This is a genomic window from Pseudomonas sp. GT1P32 (assembly GCF_054897805.1).
Map to the genome: position 1 here is coordinate 1792820 of NZ_CM142704.1, position 21352 is coordinate 1814171.

General features: G+C 60.3%; 19 protein-coding genes. 8 read left to right on the plus strand and 11 right to left on the minus strand.

The features are described 5' to 3' along the window. Nucleotides 1-48 precede the first annotated feature (48 nt). Nucleotides 49-1392, plus strand: coding sequence for an MFS transporter (locus tag ACYZUC_RS08085; protein WP_461994908.1), 1344 nt, complete (start codon nt 49-51; stop codon nt 1390-1392). A 29-nt stretch (nt 1393-1421) separates the two neighbouring features. Here the strand turns inward: ACYZUC_RS08085 and ACYZUC_RS08090 are convergent, their stop codons facing one another. Continuing rightward, nucleotides 1422-1901, minus strand: coding sequence for a VOC family protein (locus tag ACYZUC_RS08090; protein ID WP_008035586.1), 480 nt, complete (start codon nt 1899-1901; stop codon nt 1422-1424). 32 nt (nt 1902-1933) lie between these two features. Further along, a complete protein-coding gene (locus ACYZUC_RS08095; RefSeq protein WP_461994909.1) occupies nt 1934-2548 on the minus strand; it encodes a dihydrofolate reductase family protein in 615 nt (204 codons plus the stop codon). A 193-nt stretch (nt 2549-2741) separates the two neighbouring features. Here ACYZUC_RS08095 and ACYZUC_RS08100 point away from each other — a divergent pair, with 193 nt between their 5' ends. Together ACYZUC_RS08100 and ACYZUC_RS08105 are read left to right on the plus strand one after the other, a co-directional pair. Further along, on the plus strand, nt 2742-3920 hold the full coding sequence (locus ACYZUC_RS08100) for a GGDEF domain-containing protein (RefSeq protein WP_461994911.1): 1179 nt from the start codon (nt 2742-2744) through the stop codon (nt 3918-3920). 118 nt (nt 3921-4038) lie between these two features. Further along, the gene (locus tag ACYZUC_RS08105; RefSeq protein ID WP_461994913.1) at nt 4039-4893 is read left to right on the plus strand and encodes a hypothetical protein; all 855 of its coding nucleotides are present in this window, start codon (nt 4039-4041) and stop codon (nt 4891-4893) included. 257 nt (nt 4894-5150) lie between these two features. On the opposite strand, the gene ACYZUC_RS08110 is transcribed toward ACYZUC_RS08105, so the two are convergent. Next, on the minus strand, nt 5151-5543 hold the full coding sequence (locus ACYZUC_RS08110) for a GFA family protein (RefSeq protein ID WP_461994915.1): 393 nt from the start codon (nt 5541-5543) through the stop codon (nt 5151-5153). 132 nt (nt 5544-5675) lie between these two features. Here ACYZUC_RS08110 and ACYZUC_RS08115 point away from each other — a divergent pair, with 132 nt between their 5' ends. Both ACYZUC_RS08115 and ACYZUC_RS08120 read left to right on the plus strand, forming a co-directional pair. Further along, nucleotides 5676-6080: an antitoxin Xre-like helix-turn-helix domain-containing protein gene (locus tag ACYZUC_RS08115; RefSeq protein ID WP_008037849.1), complete on the plus strand. Its 405-nt coding sequence runs from the start codon at nt 5676-5678 to the stop codon at nt 6078-6080. After that, nucleotides 6074-6766, plus strand: coding sequence for an RES family NAD+ phosphorylase (locus ACYZUC_RS08120; RefSeq protein WP_461994916.1), 693 nt, complete (start codon nt 6074-6076; stop codon nt 6764-6766). Before ACYZUC_RS08115 ends, ACYZUC_RS08120 begins: the two co-directional genes overlap by 7 nt. Before the next feature lie 63 nt (nt 6767-6829). Here the strand turns inward: ACYZUC_RS08120 and ACYZUC_RS08125 are convergent, their stop codons facing one another. Further along, nucleotides 6830-7480 (minus strand): DUF2931 family protein, encoded by a 651-nt coding sequence (locus tag ACYZUC_RS08125; RefSeq protein WP_461994917.1) that lies wholly within the window; start codon nt 7478-7480, stop codon nt 6830-6832. Continuing rightward, a complete protein-coding gene (locus ACYZUC_RS08130; RefSeq protein WP_461994919.1) occupies nt 7480-9027 on the minus strand; it encodes a phospholipase effector Tle1 domain-containing protein in 1548 nt (515 codons plus the stop codon). Before ACYZUC_RS08130 ends, ACYZUC_RS08125 begins: the two co-directional genes overlap by 1 nt. Before the next feature lie 218 nt (nt 9028-9245). Here ACYZUC_RS08130 and ACYZUC_RS08135 point away from each other — a divergent pair, with 218 nt between their 5' ends. Continuing rightward, nucleotides 9246-9647, plus strand: coding sequence for a hypothetical protein (locus tag ACYZUC_RS08135; protein WP_008030819.1), 402 nt, complete (start codon nt 9246-9248; stop codon nt 9645-9647). Nucleotides 9648-9730: 83 nt separating this feature from the next. On the opposite strand, the gene ACYZUC_RS08140 is transcribed toward ACYZUC_RS08135, so the two are convergent. The 4 genes from ACYZUC_RS08140 to ACYZUC_RS08155 all read right to left on the minus strand — a co-directional run bounded on the left by ACYZUC_RS08140 (nt 9731) and on the right by ACYZUC_RS08155 (nt 13720). Further along, on the minus strand, nt 9731-11326 hold the full coding sequence (locus ACYZUC_RS08140; RefSeq protein WP_461994921.1) for a DHA2 family efflux MFS transporter permease subunit: 1596 nt from the start codon (nt 11324-11326) through the stop codon (nt 9731-9733). Next, nucleotides 11323-12420, minus strand: coding sequence for an HlyD family secretion protein (locus ACYZUC_RS08145; protein ID WP_461994923.1), 1098 nt, complete (start codon nt 12418-12420; stop codon nt 11323-11325). The genes ACYZUC_RS08140 and ACYZUC_RS08145 overlap by 4 nt, the downstream gene beginning before the upstream one ends. A gap of 100 nt (nt 12421-12520) precedes the next feature. After that, entirely contained in the window at nt 12521-12931 is a 411-nt protein-coding gene (locus tag ACYZUC_RS08150; protein ID WP_461994925.1) for a cupin domain-containing protein, read from the minus strand. 45 nt (nt 12932-12976) lie between these two features. Next, the gene (locus ACYZUC_RS08155) at nt 12977-13720 is read right to left on the minus strand and encodes an SDR family oxidoreductase (protein ID WP_461994926.1); all 744 of its coding nucleotides are present in this window, start codon (nt 13718-13720) and stop codon (nt 12977-12979) included. 234 nt (nt 13721-13954) lie between these two features. On the opposite strand from ACYZUC_RS08155, the gene ACYZUC_RS08160 reads away from it, so the two are divergent. Next, complete coding sequence (locus ACYZUC_RS08160) at nt 13955-15541, plus strand: winged helix-turn-helix domain-containing protein (protein WP_461994928.1); 1587 nt, start codon at nt 13955-13957, stop codon at nt 15539-15541. A gap of 1110 nt (nt 15542-16651) precedes the next feature. Here the strand turns inward: ACYZUC_RS08160 and ACYZUC_RS08165 are convergent. Continuing rightward, the gene (locus ACYZUC_RS08165; RefSeq protein ID WP_461994930.1) at nt 16652-18328 is read right to left on the minus strand and encodes an MFS transporter; all 1677 of its coding nucleotides are present in this window, start codon (nt 18326-18328) and stop codon (nt 16652-16654) included. A 216-nt stretch (nt 18329-18544) separates the two neighbouring features. On the opposite strand from ACYZUC_RS08165, the gene ACYZUC_RS08170 reads away from it, so the two are divergent. Next, nucleotides 18545-19309 carry an alpha/beta fold hydrolase gene (locus ACYZUC_RS08170; RefSeq protein WP_461994932.1) on the plus strand — a complete coding sequence of 255 codons (765 nt, stop codon included), beginning with the start codon at nt 18545-18547 and terminating at the stop codon, nt 19307-19309. 33 nt (nt 19310-19342) lie between these two features. On the opposite strand, the gene ACYZUC_RS08175 is transcribed toward ACYZUC_RS08170, so the two are convergent. Next, nucleotides 19343-21001, minus strand: coding sequence for a tetratricopeptide repeat protein (locus ACYZUC_RS08175; RefSeq protein WP_461994934.1), 1659 nt, complete (start codon nt 20999-21001; stop codon nt 19343-19345). Nucleotides 21002-21352: the final 351 nt, after the last annotated feature.

Genomic DNA, 21352 nt, shown 5'->3' on the forward strand with positions numbered 1-21352 from the left:
GCTGCCGCGATAATCGAACGCTAAACCCATGAGACATCGAGGTTCAGCATGACAAGCGCCGCGACAGAGCAGGTCAGCCCGCAAACCCTGAGAAAAGTGATTGTCGCCGCCGGCATCGGCAATTTCGTCGAGTGGTTTGACTTTGCCGTCTACGGCTTTCTGGCGACGACCATCGCACAGCAGTTTTTCCCCAGCGGCGATGCCAGCGTTGCGCTGCTGAAAACCTTTGCGGTATTCGCCGTGGCCTTTGCGTTTCGGCCTCTGGGCGGGATTTTCTTCGGCATGCTCGGTGACCGGATCGGTCGCAAGCGCACCCTGGCGATGACCATTTTGCTGATGGCGGGCGCGACGACCCTGATCGGTTTGTTGCCCACGTATGCCGCGATCGGTGTCATGGCGCCTGTGCTGTTGAGCCTGATCCGCTGCGCCCAGGGTTTTTCCGCCGGGGGCGAATATGCCGGTGCCTGCGCGTACCTGATGGAGCACGCGCCCAGCGATAAAAGAGCGTGGTATGGCAGCTTCATTCCGGTGTCGACCTTTGCCGCGTTTGCATCGGCAGCCGTGGTGGCTTTCGCACTTGAAGCATCATTGTCGGCCGAAGCCATGGGCAGCTGGGGCTGGCGCCTGCCGTTCCTGATTGCCGCGCCTCTGGGCCTGGTCGGTCTTTACCTGCGCTGGAAGCTGGATGAAACCCCGGCGTTCCAGGCCGTAACCCAGCAACATGCCGTCGCGCACTCCCCGCTCAAGGAGACCCTGCGCAACCATGGCTCGGCCATCTGCTGCCTGGGTGCGTTCATCTCGTTGACGGCCCTGTCGTTCTACATGTTCACCACCTACTTCGCGACTTACTTGCAGGTCGCGGGCGGCCTGAGTCGCGCAACGGCGTTGCTGGTGTCGCTGATTGCACTGATCTTCGCCGCACTGATGTGCCCGTTGGCCGGTTTGTATTCGGACCGGGTCGGGCGACGCATGACGGTGATGACGGCCTGTGCGCTGTTGATCGTGGCGGTGTATCCATCGTTCATGATGGCCAGTTCCGGCTCGTTCGCAGCCTCCATCGTTGGCGTCATGCTCCTGGCGATTGGCGCCGTGTTGTGTAACGTGGTGACCGCCGCCCTGCTCTCGGAAACCTTCCCGACGCGCACTCGCTACACCGCATCGGCGATCACCTACAACATGGCCTACACCCTGTTCGGTGGCACCGCGCCGCTGATGGCGACCTGGCTGATCAGTACCACCGGCAGCAATCTCTCGCCGGCGTTCTATCTGATTGCCATTGCCGTGTTGGCATTGGTTGGCGGCCTGGCGTTGCCGGAGACTTCGAAGATCTCCCTGCACGATGTTTCATCGGGTGAGAAGCAAACAGAGGTGCCGGCGGTGGCACGAGGGTGAAACTCACCCTCGTGGTTTGTTTAACCCGGCTAACCCCTGAGCGCCGCTTCAATCGCCGCGACGTCGATCTTGCCCATCTGCATCATCGCCTCAAATGCACGCTTGGCCGCGGCGGGATCGGGATCAGTGATCGCCGCCGTCAGCACCCGAGGGGTGATCTGCCAGAACAAACCCCACTTGTCCCGGCACCAGCCGCAGACGTTTTCTTCGCCGCCGTTCCCCACTATCGCGTTCCACAAGCGGTCCGTCTCGGCCTGATCGTCGGTCGCCACCTGAAACGAGAAGGCCTCGTTGTGCTTGATCGACGGCCCGCCATTCAGCCCGAGACACGGGATGCCCATCACCGTGAATTCCACCGTCAGGACGTCGCCCTTCTTGCCCGCCGGATAGTCGCCGGGGGCGCGGTGGACAGCGTTCACCGCACTGTCCGGAAATGTTTCGGCGTAGAACGTCGCGGCGTCCAGCGCGGTGCCGTCATACCACAGGCAAATCGTGTTTTTGCTGACCATTTTTGTTCTCCAAAAGAAGGTGGCGGTTTTTCCTAGTCAACGTCTTCGAACGTTCCCGTACGTACTCCGCCGCTGCGTTCGTAGCGGCTGATCAATACACCCGCTGGCGTGGTGATCGAGTGCACCAGGGTGAACGCCGACGCCAGTGCATCGTCGCCGAACAGGCGCTTGCCACGCCCCAGGACCACGGGAAACGTCATCAGCCGCAGCTCGTCGACCAACCCGGCGGCCAGCAATTGACGCACCAGATCACTGCTGCCCTGGGTCAACAAACGGGCGCCGTCCTGCTGCTTGAGCACACGTATCGCGTCGGCAAGGTTGCCTTTCAGTGCATGGCTGTTATGCCAGTCGAGCGTATCGGGCCGATGCGTGGCGACATGCTTGGCCACGCGGTTGAACAGGTCGCCGATGGGATGGCCATTTTTGTCGGGCCAATACGCCGCGAAAATGTCGTAGGTGCGGCGCCCCAGCAGCAACTCGAACGGCTGCGCGAACAGCTCGTTGATGGCCTGGCCGGAGGCTTCGTCGGCGTAAGGCACGATCCAGCCACCGAAACAGAAATCGCCGTCGGGATCCTCTTCGGGCCCGCCGGGTGCTTGAATAACGCCATCAAGACTGATGAAAGCGGCAACAGTGAGCGTGCGCATGGTCCTCTCCCGGTTGGTCTTCGTGACAGCGCTCTTGCAGGAAACACCGACGATCAGGCGCATTCCTTAACCGTAGTCGAACGAGACGCCGGGAAATCGACAGTGCGATATACGGATGACGAGCCCTGCGAAAAATAGTCTTGAACGCTACAATCACAGCCCTCTCCCGCAGATCAGGCAGACCCGTCCGGCTATGGCGCTCGACCCTCCAACGATGTTGACACTCTCTATCGCCCTCGCAGCGGCCGCCGCGTTGTATCTGACGATCGAGTGGCGCAGCATTCGCGAACCCTCGCTGCTGTTCTGGAGCGCAGGATTTGCCACGATCACCGTGGGTTCGACCCTCGCCTTGCTGCGCATCAGCGGCCTGTTGTTGATCGGTATCTGGTTCGCCAACGGCCTGTTGGTGATGGCGCACTTTCTGTTCCTGTTGGGCGTCGCGCGTTTTACGCAGGTGCGCCTGTCTCGCGCCTGGTACCTGATTTTTGCAGCCTGGTTTGCCATGCTGTTGCTGCCGGACGAAGCGTCGTGGTCGAAGCTCATGCTGGTGGCCAATTCGCTGCTGGTCGCCCTGCCGACGCTCAGGGCCAGCTTCCTCTTGCGCCCTCATGGCAAGTCTTTGAGCGTGGGCGCGGTGCAACTGCGTTATGTGCTGCTGACCCACGGGCTGTTCTATCTGGCCAAGGCGATATCGGTGGTCGTGCCAGGCACGCTGATCGATCTGGCGGCCTTTCGTGGCGAGATCATCCAGATTTCGCTGGTTGAGGGCGCGATGGCGATCATGCTGATCGCGCTCTCGATGACCGGCACCGAGCGCTACCGGCGAGAGAAACGGATTGAACGGCTGGCGGCACGCGATCCGTTGACCGCCCTGTACAACCGCCGCGCCCTCGAAGTGCGGGCACCGCGCCTGTTGGAGAACGTCTCGGGCACGCGACCAGGCGCACTGCTGCTGATCGACATCGACAACTTCAAACTGGTCAACGACCTCTACGGCCACACGGCCGGTGATCGACTGCTGGTTTCGCTGAGCGAGATGATTCGCGCGGTTTTGCCCGGCGGTGCACTGGCGGCCCGGCTGGGCGGTGACGAGTTTGTCATCCTGCTGAATGACGCATCGAGTGAGCGAGTCGTCGGGTTGGGCAACGCGCTGCGGGACCGGTTTCACCAGGCCGCCGCACAGGCATTCACCACGCCTGAACCGGTCACTTTGAGCATCGGCGCCAACCTGTTCGACCAGCCGCCGGCGAGCCTGGCCGCCTTGATCGAGCAAGGCGACGCCGCGCTTTACGAATCCAAGCGTGGCGGACGCAACAGCCTCCGCCTGGTGGACCGGACCCTGGCCAACGACGAGCTGTCACCTACCCGCTGACTCGCCAGTTGTGTTGATACGCCTGTATGAGTGATAGGTTCACAAATACTGCGTATCTTGTCCGATACAAAGCGATCCAATGCGGCCATTTGCGAGCCTCTCTCGTCAAGGAAGAACAATGATTACTGCTTCAACTTCGACTTCAACGAATGCGGCGATGTCGGCCTACACCTCTGCCGTCGAGGCGAAGGCTGCGGCGGCTGCGCAACAACGCGTGGCTCAGGATGATCCGGCCAAGACACCGAAAGACGATTCGGTGAGCCTGTCCAGCACCTCCACCGCCTACAGCAATTCGATCGCCGGCAACGCGCCGTTCTTCCCGGTGCGTTCGGGAATGAACGCAGACGCTCTCGTCCTCGGTGCCTCCAAGCCTGGCGCGGTCTCCAGTTCCAAGGACAAGACGTTTGCCGAAGTGGCCACCGATGCCCGCAAGCGCATGAATGACAAATACGCGCTGATGACCGCCAGCGGCAAACCCTACACCGGCAGCGATGAAGACCGGAATGCGCTGATGGGCGATCTGGATCGACGTTCGCTGAACGCCGTCGCCACCAATCAGGGCGGGACCTTCACCGCAGAGGAACAAGCCTCGGCACAAGCCTTGATGCGCCAGCAGGCGCGCCTCGCCACCGGTTACTACAGTGGCCCGGCGGACCAGCAAAAAAACTGGAAAGACCCGTTTATCAACGACCCTTACGGTCGGGCCCGCGCCGCCCTGGATTTCATGGACAACATGAGCCCCGAAGAGAAAGCCAAGCCTGAGTGGCTGTCCCAGCATTTGTCTCTGGAAGCGGCGCTGAATCAGAGTTCGAGCCTGGACCCCGCCGAGAAAAAGACCGGGCACTTCCACAACCTGGCTGAAATCCTCGCGGGTATCGTGACGGACGGATCTGACAACGAAAAATCCGGCTCAGCCAAAAATACAGATCCGAGCGTCGGGATTATGAAAAAGCTGCAATCACTGACTTCCTGACACCGCCGATCCTGTAGGAGCCAGCTTGCTGGCGATTGGGCCTTGAATATTGCATTGATTTCATGGGCCTCATCGCTGGCAAGCCAGCTCCTACAGGTTCCCGGATGTCTGGTCGGTGGCATTCCCAACGCTGATGCCTGCCGAAGAACACAACCCCTGTAGGAGCCAGCTTGCTGGCGATGGCGGACTGTCAGTCAGCAACGCCGTCGTCTGACCCACCGCTATCGCCAGCAAGCCGGCTCCTACAGGTTTCGGGGCTACCCTTCATAACGCCCCGTGCCTTCGCGGTCGTGTTCGTAGCGTCGGGTCAACGGAAACGGCGGCAGCCAACGCTCGCGACGGGTGATCCAGCTTTCATAGGTGGGCGTCAGTTGGTCAGGAGCATCCAGCGATCCCAGGTTCACTTCGACTTCGTCATCGGAGCGGGCGAAAACCGAGGAGCCGCAGCGCGGACAGAAAAACCGTCCTGCGTAGTCGCGTGTTTCGCCGGTGATCGTCACCGCACTCTCGGGGAATATCGCGGAGGCGTGAAACAACGCGCCATGATGCTTGCGACAATCGAGACAGTGACAGAGGCCAACCCGGTATGGCCGCCCGGATGCCACAATTCGCACGTTGCCGCACAGGCAACCGCCGGTGAAAGATTCCATGGTGCACCTCCTCTGAATTCGAGCGACCGGAAGGCTTATTACGATAGCAGCCACCACTGGTCGCAACGAACTTGCTCTACAGATGCTTTTTACCTAATTTTGAATCTACAGATTCAACTTGAGGTCATGAACATGGCCGTTGCCCTCCAGCAACAAGCCTTCACCAAAAGCCAGTGCGTAACCGGCCTGCGCGCCGCTGTCGGCATCCTCGATAAATGGCGCGCCTCCAGCGATCAGGCCTGCCGTATCCTGCGCATCTCCCGCAGCACCTACACTCGCGCCCGCCAACGCGACCCCGACTGGGCCGTGGCGCTGGACGCGGACCAGATGCAGCGCATCAGTTTCGTGCTCAACATCCACGCGGCGCTGCGCCTGGTGTTCGATAACCCGGAAAACGTCTACGGTTTCCCGTCGATGGCCAACGACAACGAATTTTTCAACGGCCGCTCCCCGCTCGAGATCATGGCTCAGGGCGATATGATTTCCTTGTATGAGACCTTCCGGCGCATCGACGTGCTGCGGGGCGCGCAATGGTGAGGCTGAGCGAACTGGCAGCACTTGCCGGCGAGCCATTGCAGGCCTATCGACTGGTCAATTCCAAGTTCCCCCCGGTGGCGTTGTTTGATGACGTGGCGGACGCGGACGAGTTTGAAGTGCTGTATCAGATCCAGGAGCTCACCAACCCGAGACTGAAAAACGAAGTGGGTCGCCTTGAGCTGATTCGCCGCAGTGAAATCCCGTTTGGCATTCCTGGCTGCTCTTATGCGACGGCCCCCTTTACCCACGTCAACCCGGCAGGCTCGCGGTTCAGCGACGGCAGTTTTGGGGTGTTGTATCTGGCGGATACCCTGGAAACGGCACTGGCTGAAGTGAAGCATCATCAGAGCCTGTATTGGTCGAACGTCCCGAGCCTCAACTACGAGCGGTTCGTCTTCCGCGGGTTGTCCTGCTCTTTTGTGGAGGCCGGGATGAAAGATGCGACGTCCCTTTCTATGACGGACCCTGTTTATGATCCGGACGATTACACGCACTCCCGTCGTTTAGGGAGGTCAGTCAAAGAGGCGGGTTGCCCTGGGCTTCGTTACCACTCGGTGCGAATGCACGGCAGTAATTGCTGGGCGCTGATGACGCCGAAACCGGTTTTATCGGTGATTCAGGCGGCGCATTACGAGATGGTCTGGAATGGGCAGGTGACGAGTGTCAGTCAGATTAGTGAGGCTTGATTGCGTTATGCCGAAATGAAAACGGGCGCCTTGATAGGCGCCCGTTTTTGTTTGTGTGGGGGGTTACCAACTGCCGTACGGGATGCCGTATTTTTCGACATAGCGTTTGGACGCCTCGGACTGGGGATAGTAATTGCCGCCGGACTTTCCAAGATGCGGCCCCAGAGGTTCAACCTCGGCTTGGGCGCGTGCAACTTTTACGGCCTTCATGCATTTGTCCGAGACCCAAACCTGTGCGATCCCTCCTGGTGCCAGGCCGACGTAGACCAACGCAATCGTACCGGCAGGTTCGCCTGGTGTCGTCGGGCAAGGCTCGTTCACTGTCGCCCGCATGATTTGCCGAGCTTCTTCAGGTATATCGATCCAGACCCGATAGGTTTTTGACTCCACCACAGACTGCCAGCGAACATAGATACGCTTTGGCAAATCGGCCCCTACGACTTCCCGAATTCCTCCGGTAATTTGCCCCCACCCCCGAGCGGACTCCATACCGTCTTCCGGCTCGTTTCCCGCCGCCGTTCCGCCACCTGTTCGGCGCAACAATTTGCCGTTGATGTCTTCGACCTGACTGTCTTCGACCCAAACCTTCATGTAATTCGGCTGATTGAAGCTAAGACTCCACCATTTTCTGGTGAGCTCGCTTTTTGAGAGCGTATCCGAAGACTGACACCCAGCCACCAAACACAGGCCAAGTAATAAAACCAAAGCTCGCATCAAAACACTCTCCAGCTAGAGTCCGGCACATGAGGATGGCGCACACGTACTCCACTTTCAGTCGGCGCGTTGGTATAGCGAATGGTCACACCTCGCTCCCGACTCGCGCCTACCGGATTACTCCAGTTGGCAGACATGTGAACGTATTTGAGCTTCAATATTTTTTCTTCTTCAGCCGTAGGCTCGTAGTTTCCGGAAAGAACCCTGTCGCAAAAAGGCTGTAGTTCAGAAGGCAAGCTGTTAGCGGGATCGTTTTCGTCGATCACACCAAACTGCACACCCTTCTCCCTCGCCAATTTATGCATCAAGTGCAGATACACCACCGACAGCTTGCCACTGACCGGGCGCTTGAGCTGCAACCCTGCGTACGCGCGCACCTGTTTGTCCCCCGATGCCTGATCTACTCTCGGAAGTGGGGTCGGTTTCGGAGTCACGATTTCCAGCATTGCTTCTGGCCAGCCATTGGCTATCCAACTCGCTTTCTGCTGCTGGGCATCACGATAAATCGAAGTGGTTCGGATATCGGTTCCCTGGTGCATCGTAAGGGCCTGCATGGGGCTGACCAACACGCACTCTTCCACTTCTTCCCGGTACCCCCCACCGACATCCGAATGCACGCCGGGAACGGATATTTCGGTGTGCGCAGGAATGACCGTGCTTAACGCAAAGTTGGCCCGACGCTCGTCCCGTGCAGTCAATTGAATGACATCGGTAAAGTACTTGCGGTCAAGGTAGAGCTTGATCCCCGGCGCCACGGGGCTTTGAATATTACCTAAGTTTGTGACCCCAGCGACCGAGGGCACGGTATCAAACAGGCCGATGAATCCCATGATGATTTCGCTGTTGTACTGGGCATCGAAACTGGAGCTGAAGCCCTTGGAGTTGCTGCGAAGCACTTCACCTAAAGGTCCCAGTTTGCAACGTACGATTTCGTTGGCGAAATGTCGGGCAGCGGCGGCGCCTCGACTGAACCCAAAGGTGTCGAATGTGAGCGATGCAATCTCGCCGTCAGGATTACGATCTATCGCTTCCTTGATCAGTGCTTTCATGGCGACAAACGCTTTTTGTACCTTCCCTGCTACGCCTGCATCTCCTCGCCCAGTCGCCGCGGCCCCCAAGCTGTCTTCGGCGGCCGCATCGGTGCCGATCCCATCAACGTAGAGGCTGCGCTGTACGAGTTTGGATGACGCATCGCTTCCGGCTACTTCCGATATCGGGTAGAGCTCGTATAGTTTGAAAACATTACTCACATCATTCCCATAACTCCCCTCCGGATCCGCCATATACGGCTTGCAGCTCGCATCTACATCCGCAGGCAGAATCGGATGATGGGCACCACACAGCAATCCTGAAGCCGAGTTACTCGCATTGTTCAACGTCCCGTCGAAGAACACGCCGATGCGCAATGCGACGCGGACTTTCTCTTTCGCAGCCGCCGGTGCCTTGCCGTATTTCTCATACTCGGCCCAGCGTCTGGCGTGGATATCGACAGGTTTGGCTTCGTCGTATCGGAAGTTTTTCGGGGGGTTGGGTACGTATCCACTCATTCCTTGATCACCTGGCTCCTTGGTGCAACGGGCGCTGAGGGTGCCACTGTGGATCCAATCAAGCAACGCGTAGCCAGATGCCACCACTCGGACAACATGGACCTTTATCCATCTATTGCTTTCGTCAATGGTCACCATTAATTCAATGAAGTTCTCTTAAAAATTGTGCGGCGTAACATCGGCTCCAACCAAACAACTACACCCCGGAGCACACCACCATGAAACGCCAACTCTTCCTCAGCATCGCTTTCTCGGTTTTTGCAGTTAACGCTTTTGCCGCTTCGTCCGCTCACCCGGTTGTCGCTGAAGGCGGCTCGGATCGGTTGATTGAAAGCCGTGTGGCTGAGGGTGGTTCGGATCGTTTGATCGAAAATCGTGTGGCCGAAGGTGGCTCTGACCGTCTGATTGAAAACCGCGTTGCCGAAGGTGGTTCCGACCGTCTGATTGAAAACCGCGTCGCCGAAGGTGGCTCTGACCGTCTGATTGAAAACCGCGTTGCCGAAGGTGGTTCCGACCGTCTGATTGAAAACCGCGTCGCCGAAGGTGGCTCTGACCGTCTGATTGAAAACCGCGTTGCCGAAGGTGGTTCCGACCGTCTGATCGAAAGCCGCGCTGTATGAATGAATGGCTCTATCGCGGTACTCAACGAGAAGCCCGGCCTAATCAGCCGGGCTTTTTCTTGCGTCAAACAAATGAGCTTCCTTCATTGAGGTGACGCCGCAGCACGCCGCTTCGCGTATTGCCCCAACCCGATTTTGATGCCGACCAGCACTGGCGCGGCGACTGCAAAAAGCAGCGTCACTGCAACAAATGCGCTGTCGAAGGCAATCACAGTGGACTGACCTGTGACGGTACGGCCAAGAAGGCTCATCGCCGCCCGGCCGGCGGCCACTGCATCCATTCCTTTGGTCGACAACATCGCGGCTGTGGTGGTCAGCCGTTCGATGACCGCGCCCCCGCCCGGAGTGACGCTGGCGCCAAGGACCACCGAGTTGGCGACAACGTTATGCTCGATCAGCGTCTGAAGCCCTGCGACGCCCATCAGGCCCCCCAACTGGCGCCCCGTATTGAAAAGCCCTATGCCGCTGGCGAGGTTGCGCCTGTTGAGGTCACTGAACGCGATCAGGGTGATCGACAGAAACAGAAAACCAAGACCCAACCCGCGCAACAGGATGGCCGCCATCATGTCGTCGGCGCCGCTTTCACGGGTGGAACCGGACAGCATCCACATCGCAACCATGATCATCAGGATGCCGAAGGGCACGGTGGCGAACGGCGGAACGCGGCGAGCCTGCATGAGCCAGGCCGAAATGAGCAACGCCCCGATAAAAAAGGCGCCACTGGGCAACAGTAGCTGGCCGGCATCGGTGGGTGTGAACGCGAGAACTGAAAGTGCAAACGCCGGAATCAGGAACGCACTGCCGAACAAGGCCGCACCGGCGACAAAACTGACGATAAAGGCGAAGGTAAAATCGCTCGATTTGAACAGGGTGAAATCGAGCACGCCCTGGCCTTTGGTCAACACTTGCTGGCCAAGAAATCCCAGCAGCGCGGCAGCACCTATCACGGTCAGCCACAGGATGCGTGGTTCTTCAAACCAGTCCCATCGGCTGCCCTGGCTGAGCACATAGGTAAAACACAACAAGGTGACGCAGATCAGGCAGAAACCGACCCCGTCAAACGGACGATGCCGTGTCTTGGTCGGCATCGGGGCGTCGGCGGTCAGCAAAAGTCCACTGGCCGCCAGGGCAAGCGGAACAATGCTGAAGAAAATCCAGGTCCAGGACTGGCTATCGATCAACCACCCTTGAAGGGCCGGCGCGAGGGTGGCGGGCGCGACAACCGCGCCCATGGCGAACAGCGCCTGAAGGATGGGTTGATGTGATCGCGGCCAGGCGCGAAAGATGATCACCTGTCCGCCGACCAGCAGCGTGCCGCCGGCGAAGCCCTGAATAATTCGAAGCGCTACCAGCAGATCCAGCCGAGCCGTCATGGCAGCAATGGCGCACGCCAGGCCCATGAGCAGCGTCGCGACGAGGAGAACCTGACGTGGACAGAAACGGCTCATCAACCAAGGGGCCGTCATGAACCCGATCAGCTTGAACGCGGTGTAGCCGATATCCAGCCAGGCGAACTCATCGGGCGTTGCATAGGTATCGCCGATGATGTCGCTGCGCCCAAGCGACAGGACGGTGCCGGCGAGCGCTTCCGTCAGCGCGGCAAGCAGGATGCCCGCCATGAGCAGGAGGCCATTCGTCACGCTGGCATTGCCCGGCGTGGCGGTGGCCACCGTGCTCACGAGCCACTTCCTTGCGCAATCTCGACCCGCGCAGACAGGCCCGGCACGATGCGGCCCGGCAACGGGTTGTGGGCCAACAGGATTTTCACCGGCACTCGCTGAACGACACGAACAAAATTACCGGTCGCGTTATCCGTGGGCAGCAAACTGAATGCCGAACCACTGCCCGGTGCAAAGCTGTCGACCACGCCTTCAAGTGCCTCGTTCGGATAGCCGTCAACTGTGATGCGCACGCGTTGACCGGGGCGAATATGCTCGAGTTGGGTTTCCTTGAAGTTCGCCACGACCCACACATCATGGACCGGCACGATATCGAGCAACGACACGCCCGTCGTCACATACCGACCGACTCGGACCTGGCGGTTACCGATAACGCCATCGACAGGCGCACGGACCACGGTGCTGTCGAAATCGATCTGGGCGAGATCCCGCGCCGCCTGCGCCTGATTCACCGCCGCAACGGCTGCTTCGCGCTCGGTGACCAGCACGGCGATGTTTTGTTGTTGCGCCTCGACCGATGCCGAGGCTGCCGATACCGTCGCCTCGGCTCTGGATTGTGCAGCGGCGGTTTCATCGACCAGGGCGTGGCTGACCGCGTTGCTGACGATCAGTTTGCGGTTGCGATCATGGGTCTTGGTCGCCAGATTCATCTCGGCGGCGGCTGAGCGTCGCTGGGCTTCGGCCTGGCGAATCAGGGCACGCTGAAGCTGGGTCTGGGCATCGACATGACTCAGGCGAGCCTGGGCCGCACTGACATTCGCCACGGCTTGCGCCAGCCGTGCGCGGTAGTCTCGATCATCAATGCGAAACAGGACATCACCCGCCCGGACGGCCTGGTTGTCCTCGACCTCTACCGACGTGATGTACCCGGCCACTTTGGCGGCGAGCGAGGTCACGTCGCCGCGCACATAAGCGTTATCGGTGGAAGTCGTGCCGCTGAAAACAGCCATGGCCCCTCCGGCAGCCAGGACCAGAACGGCGGCGACGCACAGCAATCGGCCGATCACTTTTTTCTTGCTGCGACGCGGCGCGGCGACAGGGATTTCGGCGCTTGCGTCAGCGGCTATGGCGGCCTTGTCCTGGAGAGAGTTCATTGTTCTCATTACCTGTTCAATGCCCATAAACCTGTAGCAGCCCAAGGGCGGCAGTGGCCTGCCGCCCGGCTATCGCGCGTCGATCAGCGCGAGTGTGAAGTCACTTGCCGATCGGCGTGACGAGCACCTTTTCATCGGAATCGAGGACGAACACCGCCAGCAAACGCGCAGGTTGGGTATCGCTGGCGTTGGCGCTGACTTCGTGCACGGAGCCCGGTTCTTCTACGAAGTTTTCGCCGACGTTGTAGATCTTTTCCGGCTCGCCTTTGACTTTGATGCGAAACGAGCCCTCCAGGACCGTTGCATAAATGAAGGCCGTTTTCGGATGGGTGTGGGCCGGCGACGCGGCGCCAGGCCCATATTCGACAACCACGCCCTTCATGCTCTTGCCGGGGATATTGGGAATGGGCCGGTCGAACACGACCGTCACCTTGCCCGCGGGCTTGTCGGCGGCCGACGCGGTGATCGAGAGCGCTGCGAAAGCAGCGGCCAGAAGATATCGGGTGAACATGGCAAATCTCCTTATGCGTCTGTTTGATGAGGGCGAATCCCGGCGTCAGGACCGGGCGAGCCAGTCCTCGAAGCGAATCGCGCCCAGGCGTGGGTTCTTGCCGGGGGTCAGCGATTGGTCGTCGAGCACCGCGCCGAAGTAGCGTGCGTGCACGTCCGGTACGACTTTGCGGGTGTCCCCGGTTGCCCGCAGAAAGCGCCTGGACAGTTCGTCGAGCGGCATGGCTTCCGGGCCCGCGACTTCGACTGTGCCATTGACCGGTGCTGCCAGCACGACATCGACCAGCGCCGCCACCACGTCGTCGGACGCTATCGGCTGGATCAGCGCTGGCGAAACGCAAATCTGCTCGCCGACGGTGAACGACTGGACAATGCCGCCGACAAACTCGAAGAACTGCGTGGCACGCAACAGGGTGTAAGGAACTCCGGAGGCCTTGATAAGGCTTTCCTGCGCGACCTTGGCCCGGAAGTAGCCGGCCTCGGGCAGCCGTTCAGTACCGACAATCGACAGGGCAACGTGATGGCGAACCCCGGCAGCCGCTTCAGCTGCCAGCAGATTGCGGGTCGACGTTTCAAAGAAATCGAGGACAGCCTGGTCTTCCCACGACGGTGCGTTCGCCACGTCGACGACGATTTCAGCGCCATCCATCGCTTCGGCCAGACCTTCGCGGGTGATGCTGTTTATGCCCGTACTAGGGGCGGCTGCGAGCACGTCATGGCCGCGCTCGCGGAGGTTGTTCACAAGTTTCGATCCGATGAGGCCAGTGCCTCCAATGACGACGATCTTCATGGGTACTCTCCGCTTCACGACGGCAACCATTGCTGTCGGTGTGAGCAAAGAGTGCCCGCGTGCGTAAGCGAAGTCCTTGCGCAGGCCTTGGATTTACCTTCGCTCGCGCTTGATTTTTCGTCCAAAAAAAACCGCCGTTTGAATGTCACCCCGGCTCGACGGTGCAGCCGGTTACGCGCTGCCGTATTATCGACTGCTCGTACTCACTACCCGCTCGACCAGGGGATATTCACCTTGCCATTCGTGTTTGAAGACTACGTGCTCGATCAAGAACGCCGGGAACTCACCTTGCGCGGGCAAGTCGTGCCCATCGGGCCACAGGTCTTCGATTTATTGCTGCAGCTGGTCAGCCAGCGCGATCGCGTCGTCAGCAAGGATGAATTGCTCAAGGCGGTGTGGAGCGGCCGGGTGGTTTCGGAATCGACGATCACCAGCCACATCAATGCGGTGCGCAAGGCCATCGGCGATACCGGTGAGGAACAGCGCCTGGTTCGCACGGTGCCGCGCAAGGGTTACCGCTTCATTGGCCAGGTCGAGGCAGGCGAGACCGCCGAGGCCCGGCAACCTGACGAACACGGTATCGACGCAGGCATGCCCGCCGACCGGAATGAGCCCCTCGTGTTACCGGACAAACCCTCGATCACTGTCCTGCCCTTCCAGAACCTCAGCGGCGACCCGGAGCAGGATTATTTCGCCGACGGCATGGTTGAGGACATCATCGCCGCCCTGTCGCGGATCCGTTGGCTGTTCGTGATCGCGCGCAATTCGAGCTTCACGTACAAAGGCCGCGCGGTGGACGTCAAGGGTGTCAGCCAGGAGCTCGGCGTGCGTTATGTACTGGAAGGCAGCGTGCGCAGGTCCGGTGACAGGGTGCGCATCACCGGGCAACTGATCGATGCAACGACCGGAACCCATCTCTGGGCGGAGCGCTTCGAAGGCACGCTCGACGACATCTTCGAGTTGCAGGATCAAATCACTGAAAGCGTCGTCGGTGCCATCGCGCCACAGCTCGAACGGGCGGAAATCGAACGGGCCAAGCGCAAGCCGACTGAAAGCCTCTGCGCCTACGACTATTACCTGCGCGGAATGGCGAAACTGCACAACGGCACACGGGAAGCCCTCGAGGACGCGCTGCCGTTGTTCTACAAGGCCATCGAACTCGATCCGGAGTTTGCATCGGCCTATGGCATGGCGGCGTGGTGTCATTTCTGGCGCAAGTTGAATGGCTGGATGACGGATCGACCTCGAGAGATCGCCGAAGGTGCGCGGCTTGCGCGCCTGGCCATGGCACTCGGTCGGGACGATGCGGTGGCATTGACGCGAAGCGGGCATGCTCTGGCCCATCTCAGCGGTGATGTCGATGGCGGCATTGCCCTGTTAGACAGGGCGCGCCTGCTCAATCCGAACCTTGCTCCCGCCTGGTTTTTGGGCGGTATTTTGCGTGCACTGCGCGGTGAAACAGACGCCGCCATCGAATTTTTGACCCATGCGGTTCGCTTGAGCCCGCTGGACCCGGAGATGTTCAGGATGCAGGTGGGCATGGCGCTCGCGCACTTCGTTGCCGGGCGCTACGACTGTGCGACGGACTGGGCGGAAAAGGCATTGCGCAACCTGCCTACCCTGTTGCCTCCGGTCGCGCTGCTGGCGGCCAGTCATGCGCTGAGGGGACGGATGGATAAGGCGAAACAGGCGATGCAGCGCTTGCGCGAGCTGGATCCTGCATTGCGTGTTTCCAATTTGAAAGAATGGCTGCCTATTCAGCGACCAGAGGATCTTGCTCGTTTCGCGCAGGGGCTGCGGATGGCTGGGTTGCCTGAGTGATTGTGGTGCGGGTCACTTCGCTTGGGTGTATATCCGTTTCTGCGGTAACGGCGGCTGGCGGTTTCGCTCTTACAGCGAGTCACTTGGAAAAGCCCCAAGTAACCAAGGGCTCTTGCCCCTTTCGTTCGGTGGCTCGCTAAGGCTCGCCATGCCCTCGCTCCGGTCCTGCTCCGTGGGCCCGCCGCCATCGGCCATCCATGGCCGGGGGCGGCTAACCCGGCATCCATGCCGGGTTGCCCACTGCGCAGAACCTGCGCTCGGCCTCTCGAGGGGGCGACTACCGCCACAGCCGCCGAGGCGGCCTGAAAGCCGACCTGGCTCTTTGGGGGGACGCGTTGTCCTTCTCTGCTGCGCTCACCCACTCCGGACATGTACACCGATTCCCTGTAGGAGCCGGCTTGCTGGCGATGGCGTCCTTTCAGGCGATAGATGTGTTGACTGGCCCACCGCTATCGTCGGAACGCCGCCCGCAGCAAGCCGGCTCCTACAGTTGATCGTATTTATCCAAACACATCTGCATTTCCCTTGTAGGAGCCAGCTTGCTGGCGATGGCGTCCTTTCAGGCTATAAATGCGTCGACTGACCCACCGCTATCGTCGGAACGCCGCCCGCAGCAAGCCGGCTCCTACAGTTGATCGTATTTATCCAAACACATCTGCATTTCCCTTGTAGGAGCCAGCTTGCTGGCGATGGCGTCCTTTCAGGCTATAAATGCGTCGACTGACCCACCGCCATCGCCAGCAAGCCGGCTCCTACAGGGAATCGCGTTTGCTTTCGCTTCTCACCACTCATCAGGCCGAGCGTTAGCTCGCCTTCAGCTTTTGATCTGAGCGCCCCCTCGAGAGGCCGAGTGGAGGTTCTGCGCAGTGGGCAACCCGGCATGGATGCCGGGTTAGCAGCCCCCGGCCAGGGATGGCCGATGGCGGCGGGCCCACGGAGCAGGACCGGAGCGAGGGCATGCCGAGCATTAGCGAGGCACCGAACGAAAGGGGCAGAAGCGCTTGGTTACTTGGCGCTTCTCCAAGTGACTCGCCGTAAGGGCGAAACCGCCAGCAGCCATCACCGCAGCAACGGATATGCCCCCACCCAATCCCAAAAACCTTCCCTACCCTAGGTGTGATGAATCTCACGATCCTTGGTTTCCGGCAGAAAGAACGTCCCAAGAATAGCCGTCATCACCGCAATCACGATCGGATACCAAAGCCCGTAGTAGATATCCCCCGTGGCCGCGACCATGGCGAACGCAACCGTCGGCAGGAAGCCACCAAACCAGCCATTGCCAATGTGATACGGCAGCGACATCGAGGTGTAGCGGATACGTGCCGGGAACAGTTCCACCAGCCACGCTGCGATCGGGCCATAGACCATGGTCACGTAGATCACCAGGATGGTCAGCAGCAACAAAACCATCGGGTAATTGGTCTTCGCAGGGTCAGCCTTCTCAGGGTAACCGGCGTCCTTGAGCGCGGTGCCAAGGGTGGCGACGAAGGCATCGTTGCGGGTCTTGAAGTCGGCGGCCGGCATGCCGGTGCCCTCGAAGCTCTCGACCACTTTGCCGCCAATGCGAACCTGCGCGACAGTGCCCGGCGCGGCTTTTTCGTTGATGTAGGGGATGGCTTTCTTCGCCAGTACCGTCTTGGCAAGGTCACAGGAACTGGTGAATTTGGCTTTGCCCACCGGGTCGAACTGGAACGAACACTGGTCTGGATCAGCGACCACCGTGACCGGGTTTTTCGCCTGCGCCGCGAACACGTCGGGGTTACCGTACTGGGTCAACGCATGGAAGATCGGGAAGTAAGTCACCGCCGCCAGAATGCAGCCGGCCATGATGATGCCTTTGCGGCCGATGCGATCGGACAGGCTGCCGAATATCACGAAGAACGGCGTGCCGATCAGCAGCGAACCGGCGATCAGCAGGTTGGCGGTCTGCGGGTCGATCTTGAGCATTTGCAGGAGGAAGAACAACGCATAGAACTGCCCGGTGTACCAGACAACAGCCTGGCCGGCAGTACCGCCGAGCAGCGCCATGATCACAATTTTCAGGTTGTCCCAACGGGCGAAGGATTCGGTCAGCGGCGCTTTGGACGACTTGCCTTCAGCCTTCATTTTCAGGAACACCGGTGACTCGCTGAGTTGCAGGCGAATGTACACCGAGACGATCAGCAGCAGGATCGACAGCAGGAACGGAATCCGCCAGCCCCAGGCCTCGAACGCTTCAGTACCGAGGATCGTGCGGCAGGCGAGGATCACCAGCAGCGACAGGAACAGACCGAGGGTCGCGGTGGTTTGAATCCACGAAGTGAAATAGCCGCGCTTGCCCTTCGGCGCATGCTCCGCGACGTAGGTCGCCGCCCCGCCGTACTCACCGCCTAACGCCAGGCCTTGCAACAGTCTCAAGGTAATCAGGATGACCGGCGCCGCGACACCGATGGTCGCGTAGCCGGGCAGAAACCCGACGATGGCGGTGGAGATACCCATAATGACAATGGTGATCAGGAAGGTGTGCTTGCGTCCGATCATGTCACCCAGTCGCCCAAACACAATCGCGCCGAAAGGCCGCACGGCAAACCCCGCAGCGAACGCGAGCAGCGCGAAGATGAAGGCGGTTGTCTCGTTGACGCCGGCAAAGAAGTGCTTGGCGATGATCGCGGCGAGGGAGCCGTAAAGGTAGAAGTCGTACCATTCGAACACGGTGCCCAGGGACGAGGCGAAGATGACCTTGCGCTCCTCCTTGGTGATCCCGTGGTGGGGCGCACTGCCCGTGGTGGTGTTGTCGATTGCGGCCATGAGTCTTCTCCGTCTTGCTCTTGTTGTAGGCCGGAGCACCTCACTAGCATCGTCGCACCCAGGCCCTGGGGCTGAAGTTATCGGACTACGGAATGCACAAAGCCTGGCAACAGGCTGACCGCCTCACATCACTGCAAGGTTTCATGAAGCATAATCACCTTCGTGCAGATATCCACTCGCCAGCCAGCAAACCCTCAAATACGCGGAGAACCCGCCATGAATCAGCGCAAAACCGGCTACGCCCCCGTCAACGGCCTGCGGATCTATTTCGAGATTCACGGCGCGGCGCACCCCACGCGACCGCCCCTCGTCCTGCTGCATGGCGGCGGCGACACCCTTGAAACCTCATTCGGTCAGATCCTGCCGGTACTGGCGGCTGAGCGTCAGGTCATTGCCATTGAACAACAGGGTTATGGGCACACAGCGGACATCGTCGACCGTCCGTTCAGCTTCGAGCAATCCGCGGACGACACGGCGGCCTTGCTCGCGTATCTGCACATCGGGCGAGCGGACCTGTTCGGTTTCAGCAATGGCGGCACCATCGCCTTGCAGGTGGCGATCAGGCATCCGGACGTCGTGCGCAAAATCGTGGCGGCGTCGGCGCTGGTCAATCGTGACGGTGCCTATCCATGGCTCTGGGAAGCGATGGCCAACGCCACGCTGGAGAACATGCCGCCAGAGTTGCAGGAGGCGTATCTCAAGGTCGCGCCGCAGCCCGGCAATCTGCGGCTGATGCATGACAAGGCAGCCCGGCGCATGCGCGATTTCAAGGACATCCCCGACGACAATATCCGCCGCATCACCGCGCCGACGTTGGTAGTGGTCGGCGACGCCGACGTCATCCGTCCCGAACATGCCGTGCAGATGTTCCGGCGCCTGGCACACGCGCAGCTTGCCGTGCTCCCCGGCACCGATCACATGCAGGTGACCACGCGCAGCGAATGGCTGGCGCCGATGATCGACGCGTTTCTCGATGCCTGAAAACGGGCGTCGTGACGCCCGTTTTCAGAGGGCTCAGCCCTGACAGCAGCGCGCCCCGACACGGCAAAAACAGGAGGCAGTGATTTCCACATCGGCCCGCGCCATGGCCAGGTCGAGGCGGGTCCGGGCAGCAGCGGCTTCAGCGTCCCGCCCCAAGCGTTTCAGGCATTCCACATAACCGTGGAGGCTCCAGACATTGTCCAGATGCCAGGACGCGCGGCTCAGCGTGTCGTCCAGACCCAGATCGGCCCGATAGGCCTGCAAGGCTTCTTCCACCCGGCCCTGTTCCAGCAGCAGCGCACCCAGCGCGTGTCGCACCGGTTGCATCCAGCCCCAAGGTTCGTCGTATGGCAAGTTGTCGTCCAGTGACTGCGCCTCGCGCAGGTGAACGAATGCGCTGTCGTAGTTGCCTTTGCGGTACTCGATTTCCCCGTGCAGCATGGCGCCGGCCACCGCCAGGATGTCGGTGCATTGATTGTTGAAGAGGTAGCGCGTTGGCGGTACGCAGGTCAGGGCATTGATGAACAGACGTTGTTCGGCTTCCGCGCCGGCGATATGCCCGCTGGCCGCGTGCGCCACGCCTCTGGCGTAATGCAACATCGCGGTGGTCACGCAGTACAGTTCCTGGTCATTGGGCAATGGAGTGGCGAGGATGTCCTGCCATTTGCCGAAGCGGATCTGCACATGGACCTTCATTGACACGAAGCTTTCCAGCCAGTCGGCCATGGGCGGTTGCTCGACGCGCAGCAGTTCTTCCTTGATGGTCGACATCAGCTCGATGGCGGCGTCCAGCGCTGGTTGGTATTGCCCGAGGAACATCGCCGAGTAGAGTTTGAAGTGGTAGTTGTGGCATCGATACAGGGTGTAAAAGTTGAGCGGCCCTTCCCGCTCCAGGAATTTGCGGTCGACCAGGATCGCTTGGCTATTGGTGTTCATGGCCCCACGGTAATCGCCGCAGAGCACGTCGATGTGCGACGGCATGTGGCGCAGGTGCCCGGCGTCCGGCACTAGGTCGCGCAGAACATCGGCGGCGCGCAACGCTCGTTCGGGATGGGGTGACATTTCCAGGGTGTGCACGTACATGTGCAGCACGCCGGGGTGCGGCGCACCGCCCAGCGCCTGCTCCAGCACAGCCAGCGCTTCGAGGGTGTCGGCGCCCGGCGCGGGTTCACCGGTTTTCAGATCCCACAGCAGCCAGGGTGTGCGGTCAATCAAGGCTTCGGCAAACAGCGCCGCCACATCGGGATCGTCGGGAAAGGCTTTATAGACATCGCGCATCGACGCCGCGTAGGCATCGTTCCAGGTGAATAGTTGTTCAACACTGTCGGCAGCGTCGGCCTGATAGCGTTGCTCAAGCGCCCGGATCAGCGCTTGTTCCACCGGTTTTGCACCGTCGCAATGCGCCAGCGCAGTAAGCGTCGCCAATCGGGCCTGGGCGACCGCGTCTTTCAACTCCTGTTCGATAAACGCGTCCCAGCGCTTGTTGTAGTTGGGGCCGCTGGCATAGGCGATTCCCCAGTAGGCCATCGCGCAATCGTGGTCGTGTTCGATCGCCTTGCGGAAACAGCGGATGGATTCATCGTGGTTGTAGCCGTAGCACCATAACAATCCGCGGTCGAACCAAAGCTGAGCCTGTGGTGAACGAGTCGTTACGGGGCGGCTGTAGGTGCCCAAGTCGTAATAGTCGTGCATCGGTTTACCCTCTCGATCAGAGCCTGGAACCTCGCAGGAAATGCCTCACGGCCTGACTTGCCGGAGACCGTCGATAGTTCGGGAGATCCAGCATACCCCGGCTGTTCCGGCCGGGCGGTGCAGCCGACGACAGGCTGGCGCTATGGAACTTTGAGGACATTTCTCACCTGCACCCCCTGTAGGAGCCAGCTTGCTGGCGATGGTGTGTCAGTCGACATTTCCTTAGCTGACACACCATCGTCGGAACGCCGCCCGCAGCAAGCCGGCTCCTACAAGGGGATGCGGTACTGAGCAGGCATGCGCCCAGACGCCCTTTCGCATCAACGGCAAACCATTGCCGACGTCGATAGT

What these genes read in the sequence shown, in the direction of transcription:
- ACYZUC_RS08085 (WP_461994908.1), top strand. Translation starts at nt 49, where the DNA reads ATGACAAGCGCCGCGACAGAGCAGGTCAGCCCGCAAACCCTGAGAAAA.
- ACYZUC_RS08090 (WP_008035586.1), bottom strand. Translation starts at nt 1,901, where the DNA reads ATGGTCAGCAAAAACACGATTTGCCTGTGGTATGACGGCACCGCGCTG.
- ACYZUC_RS08095 (WP_461994909.1), bottom strand. Translation starts at nt 2,548, where the DNA reads ATGCGCACGCTCACTGTTGCCGCTTTCATCAGTCTTGATGGCGTTATT.
- ACYZUC_RS08100 (WP_461994911.1), top strand. Translation starts at nt 2,742, where the DNA reads ATGGCGCTCGACCCTCCAACGATGTTGACACTCTCTATCGCCCTCGCA.
- ACYZUC_RS08105 (WP_461994913.1), top strand. Translation starts at nt 4,039, where the DNA reads ATGATTACTGCTTCAACTTCGACTTCAACGAATGCGGCGATGTCGGCC.
- ACYZUC_RS08110 (WP_461994915.1), bottom strand. Translation starts at nt 5,543, where the DNA reads ATGGAATCTTTCACCGGCGGTTGCCTGTGCGGCAACGTGCGAATTGTG.
- ACYZUC_RS08115 (WP_008037849.1), top strand. Translation starts at nt 5,676, where the DNA reads ATGGCCGTTGCCCTCCAGCAACAAGCCTTCACCAAAAGCCAGTGCGTA.
- ACYZUC_RS08120 (WP_461994916.1), top strand. Translation starts at nt 6,074, where the DNA reads ATGGTGAGGCTGAGCGAACTGGCAGCACTTGCCGGCGAGCCATTGCAG.
- ACYZUC_RS08125 (WP_461994917.1), bottom strand. Translation starts at nt 7,480, where the DNA reads ATGCGAGCTTTGGTTTTATTACTTGGCCTGTGTTTGGTGGCTGGGTGT.
- ACYZUC_RS08130 (WP_461994919.1), bottom strand. Translation starts at nt 9,027, where the DNA reads ATGAGTGGATACGTACCCAACCCCCCGAAAAACTTCCGATACGACGAA.
- ACYZUC_RS08135 (WP_008030819.1), top strand. Translation starts at nt 9,246, where the DNA reads ATGAAACGCCAACTCTTCCTCAGCATCGCTTTCTCGGTTTTTGCAGTT.
- ACYZUC_RS08145 (WP_461994923.1), bottom strand. Translation starts at nt 12,420, where the DNA reads ATGAACTCTCTCCAGGACAAGGCCGCCATAGCCGCTGACGCAAGCGCC.
- ACYZUC_RS08150 (WP_461994925.1), bottom strand. Translation starts at nt 12,931, where the DNA reads ATGTTCACCCGATATCTTCTGGCCGCTGCTTTCGCAGCGCTCTCGATC.
- ACYZUC_RS08155 (WP_461994926.1), bottom strand. Translation starts at nt 13,720, where the DNA reads ATGAAGATCGTCGTCATTGGAGGCACTGGCCTCATCGGATCGAAACTT.
- ACYZUC_RS08165 (WP_461994930.1), bottom strand. Translation starts at nt 18,328, where the DNA reads ATGGCCGCAATCGACAACACCACCACGGGCAGTGCGCCCCACCACGGG.
- ACYZUC_RS08170 (WP_461994932.1), top strand. Translation starts at nt 18,545, where the DNA reads ATGAATCAGCGCAAAACCGGCTACGCCCCCGTCAACGGCCTGCGGATC.
- ACYZUC_RS08175 (WP_461994934.1), bottom strand. Translation starts at nt 21,001, where the DNA reads ATGCACGACTATTACGACTTGGGCACCTACAGCCGCCCCGTAACGACT.